The organism is Acidovorax sp. NO-1 (genome assembly GCF_000238595.1).
GTDB lineage: Bacteria > Pseudomonadota > Gammaproteobacteria > Burkholderiales > Burkholderiaceae_C > Acidovorax.
Window position 1 is genome coordinate 1 of record NZ_AGTS01000108.1, and the last position, 4,252, is coordinate 4,252.

General features: G+C 63.8%; 5 protein-coding genes. 4 read left to right on the forward strand and 1 reads right to left on the reverse strand.

The features are described 5' to 3' along the window. The 3 genes from KYG_RS18400 to KYG_RS18410 form a co-directional block, all read left to right on the forward strand. Window positions 1-315, forward strand: a 315-nt coding sequence (locus KYG_RS18400) for a PhnD/SsuA/transferrin family substrate-binding protein (protein WP_008906439.1), incomplete at its 5' end; no start/stop codon positions are given. A gap of 34 nt (window positions 316-349) precedes the next feature. Further along, a complete protein-coding gene (gene phnE / locus KYG_RS18405) occupies window positions 350-1,156 on the forward strand; it encodes a phosphonate ABC transporter, permease protein PhnE (RefSeq protein WP_034695282.1) in 807 nt (268 codons plus the stop codon). Window positions 1,157-1,168: 12 nt separating this feature from the next. Then, window positions 1,169-1,750, forward strand: a complete 582-nt coding sequence (locus KYG_RS18410) for a phosphonate degradation HD-domain oxygenase (protein WP_008906441.1) — start codon at window positions 1,169-1,171, stop codon at window positions 1,748-1,750. Between the two features lie 20 nt (window positions 1,751-1,770). Here KYG_RS18410 and KYG_RS18415 read toward each other — a convergent pair whose 3' ends face one another. Next, window positions 1,771-2,259, reverse strand: coding sequence for an Lrp/AsnC family transcriptional regulator (locus KYG_RS18415; RefSeq protein ID WP_237707292.1), 489 nt, complete (start codon window positions 2,257-2,259; stop codon window positions 1,771-1,773). A gap of 70 nt (window positions 2,260-2,329) precedes the next feature. On the opposite strand from KYG_RS18415, the gene KYG_RS18420 reads away from it, so the two are divergent. After that, window positions 2,330-3,277, forward strand: coding sequence for an EamA family transporter (locus KYG_RS18420; protein ID WP_034695283.1), 948 nt, complete (start codon window positions 2,330-2,332; stop codon window positions 3,275-3,277). Window positions 3,278-4,252: the final 975 nt, after the last annotated feature.

Below are 4,252 nucleotides of genomic sequence, written 5' to 3' on the forward strand. Positions count from 1 at the left end.
AAGATTGTCTGGACCTCGCCGTTGATCGCGCTCGATCCTCTGGTTCTCCACAAGGAAATGCCCGAGTCCACCAAGACCAGGATCCGCGACTTCTTCTACAACTACGCCAAGACCGATGCGCGCGAGAAAGAGATCGTGATGAAGATCTCCAAGCTCTCGGGCTTCAAGCCATCGACCAATGCCCAGCTGATGCCCATTCGCCAGCTCGACCTGTTCGGCAAGCGCAACAAGATCGAGAGCGATGCCACCCTGGCCGATGCCGACAAAAAGTCGCGCCTGGCCGAGATCGACCAACAGCTGGCGTCGCTGAAGTAAGCCGCTCGTATTTCATTGCTGCCCGGGTGTCTCCATGTCCTCTGCTCTGAATCCTTCGCTGGCAGCCCTCGCCAGCCATACGGCGCCCAGGCGCAGCCTGGTGTGGTACCTGTCGTGGGGCATCCTGCTCGTGCTGCTGGCAGCGTCCTGGAAGGGCGCGGACATGCGCCCGCTGGACTTGCTGAGCGACTCGGGCAACATGGCCCGCTATGCGGCGGAGTTCTTCCCTCCCAATTTTTCGCAGTGGGAGCTTTATGTGCAGGAGATGCTGGTCACCCTGCAGATTGCGCTGTGGGGCACGGCGCTGGCGGTGATCACGGCAGTTCCGCTGGCGCTGCTGGCCTCCTCCAACATCGTGCCCTGGTGGGTCTACCAGCCGGTGCGCCGGGTGCTCGATGCGTTCCGCGCCATCAACGAAATGGTGTTTGCCATGCTGTTCGTGGTGGCCGTGGGGCTGGGGCCGTTTGCGGGCGTGCTGGCGTTGTGGATCCATACCTCGGGTACGCTGGCGAAACTGTTCTCCGAAGCGGTGGAGGCCATTGACCCGCAACCCGTGGAGGGCATCCGCTCCACCGGAGCCAGTGCACTGCACGAAATCATCTACGGCGTTATTCCGCAGGTGATGCCTCTGTGGATTTCTTTCACGTTGTACCGCTTTGAAGCCAATGTGCGCTCTGCCTCGGTGGTGGGCATGGTGGGGGCGGGCGGCATTGGCGTGGTGCTGTGGGAAATCATCCGGGGCTTCCAGTACGCCGAGACCTGCGCCGTGATGCTGATCATTGTGGTCACGGTGAGCGTCATCGACCTCGTCTCCGCCCGCATCCGCAAGGCTTTGGTCTGACAAGGAAAGACGATGGCATTGAGCCTTGAAGACATCACCCACCTGCTCGCAACCCGCGGCGTGAACCAATACGGCCGCGAGGCGGTCAGCCAGCTGGAGCATGCACTGCAGTGCGCGCAGTGGGCCGAGAAGTCGGGCGAAACCCCGGCCACGATCGTTGCGGCCCTGTTGCACGACCTGGGCCACCTGCTGGCGCCCGGGGGCGACACGGCCGAACAGGACGACCTGCACCAGTACATGGCAATCCCGTTCCTGCGTGGCCTGCTGCCCGACGCGGTGCTGGAGCCCATCCGCCTGCATGTGGATGCCAAGCGCTACCTGTGCACGATGGAGCCGGGCTACTGGGAGACGCTCTCGCCCGCGTCGCAGCACAGTCTGGTGCTGCAGGGCGGAGCCTTCACGGCCCAGGAAGCGGTCCTGTTCGCCGCCCAGCCCTTCGCCCATGAGGCCATCCGTCTGCGCCGCTATGACGACCATGCCAAGGTGCCAGCGCTGGCCACGCCGCCACTGGGCTACTACATGGCGATGGTGGAGCGTCTGGCCCAGCGCCCTGAGGCTGATGCTGTGGTCGATCCTGTAGCCGTTGCGTCGTAAACATCCGCAGGCGGTTCGCGTCAGCCTCCTTTGCCGGTTCCCATCCAGCCCAGGTCCATGGGCCGGTCTTCAAACTCGGTGTTCAGTACCACGGTGCTGGTCGTGCGTGCCACGCCTGCAATGGCCTTGATCTCGTAGATCACATCTTCCAGCGCACGCGCGTGGGTGGTGCGGATCTTGGCCAGAAAGTCGTACTCGCCCGCCACGCTGTGCAGCTCTTCTACCTGCGGCATGGCGCGCAGGCGCGGTGCCACGTCCCGGCAGTGGATGCCGCCGTCGTTGCGGATGGCCACAAACGCGGTGAAGTTCAGGCCCACGCGCTCCGGGTCCACGCTGATGGAAAAGCGGCGGATCACGCCCTTGTCCAGCATCTTCTTCACGCGCTCGTGCACGGCGGCGGTCGAGAGGCCCACCTCGGCGCCCACTTCGGCATAGGAACGCCGGCCATCTGCACCAAGCGCCGAAATAATTCTGGCGTCCATGTCATCCGTCTGAATATTTGCTTGCATATGGCCCTGATTTTGGTAAAAATTCCGTAAACGCTCGGATTTCCATAAATTATTCGGTCAGGTGAAGAATATGCCGGCAATTTTCAATGCGCAAGCCCGTAAGCAACGCAACTGGATGGTGGCGGTGGCACTGGTGCTGGTTTACGTGGTGTGGGGCACCACGTATTTCGCCATCGGCATTGCCTTGGAGAGTTTGCCGCCGCTGCTGATGAACGCCATCCGCTTTTTGTGCGCAGGCGGCGTCATGCTGCTGCTTGCGGTGTGGCAGGGGCACGCTCTGCCCACACGCGCCCAGTGGCGCAACTCGGCCCTGGTAGGTGGGCTCATGGTGTTTCTGGCCATGAATTTCATTGGCTTTGCACAAAAGCTGGGCATCGGCTCGGGCCTGATGGCCACGGTGGTGACCACCATGCCGATGTGGCTGGCGTTGTGGTCGCGCTGGGGCGGCGAGCGTGTGCCCTTCACCAGCTGGGTTGGCCTGGCGCTGGGGGTGGTGGGCGCACTGCTGCTGGCGCTGGAGGGTGATTTTTCGGCCACCTGGCTGGGCGCCTTGCTGGCGTTTGGCGCTCCACTGTGCTGGAGCATCGGCTCGTACGCCTCGCGCAGACTGTCGTTGCCGGCACCGGCCATGGCCGCAGCCGCGCAGTGGTTTGCTGGTGGTGCCATGGGGCTGGTGGTGGCGTTGTGGTTCGAGCCGTTGTCTGCGCTGGGCCAGGTGAGCGCCAGGTCATGGGCTGCATGGATTTATCTGCTGGTGTTTGGCACGCTGGTGGCGCTCAATGCCTATTTGTGGCTGCTGCAGAACACGTCGGCTGCGTTGGCGGGGAGTTATTCGTTTGTGAACCCGGCGGTGGCGTTGCTGGTGGGGGTGGCGCTGGGGGGCGAGTTGTTGACGGGGTGGGTGTTTGCGGCATTGCCGCTGATTGCTGCGGCGCTGGTTTTTATCTTGTATGGCAAGGCGCTGCAGGTGTGGTGGGCGGGGCGGCGGGCGTGGTTGATGGGGTATCGGGCGGGGTAGGCGGGGTGGGGGCAGGTGGGTGGAGGCTGTGTGCATCTCTTCCCCAACCTGTTCGGGCTGAGCTTGTCGAAGCCTGGGTTTGCGCGCTGGTTTGGGTGGCGTGCCGTTGCATAGGGCGGAGGCCGGGAGTCGTCCGGCGGCGAGTAACTTTCTTTCGCGTCGCCGAAAGAAAGTCACCAAAGAAAGGGCGCCCCCCAGTCTGCGACCCCTTCGCTGTGCGAAGGGGCAAACCTGCGTCGGGGCGGTTGCGGGGTGCGCCGTGGAACTCGCTCTGCGCTGCGCGCGCCGCTCGGACAGCCACGGCGAGTCAGATTACGAGGCATGCGCGCTCCGACGCGCATGCTCACCCCTCAACTGCCCCGCCGCAGGCGCAGCCAGCAGGGGTGGGACAGCCGAACATCCGAACATCCACACGGGCCATTGCTTCGCTCGGCCTCGCGGTCGCGGCGCGAAGCGCCTGCGTGTTCGGGCCGAGCGAAGCGCAGCGAAGCAATGGCCCGTGTGGAAGTCCGATCCCCGGGTTCCCTTCAGGATGCGCCGAGGAGCGGAGGTTTTGGCGGATCAGGGCTCGCGTCTGTTTGAGTGACGCGAAGCGGCGCGAGTTGAGCGAGACCCCGCCAAAACCGAGCACCGCAGGTTGCCCGCAGGGAAGCGAAGGGACGCAGCGTGTAGGGTCGCCTTCTCTTTGGTGACTTTCTCTTGGCGAGACAAGAGAAAGTTACTGCGCCGCCGGGCGCACACCCCGGCTCCCGCCCTGAACAAAGGCATGCTGCCAGATCAGCGCCCAAGCCCTGGCTTCGACAAGCTCAGCCCGAACGGTTGGGGATGACGCCCAGGCTTCGACGGGCTCAGCCCGAACGGGTGGGGATGACGCCCAGGCTTCGACGGGCTCAGCCCGAACGGGTGGGGCGGTGCAAATGCTTCAAACATAATAGCACCTACCGCTTAAAGGACGGGCGCTGTAAGCCAATTTCA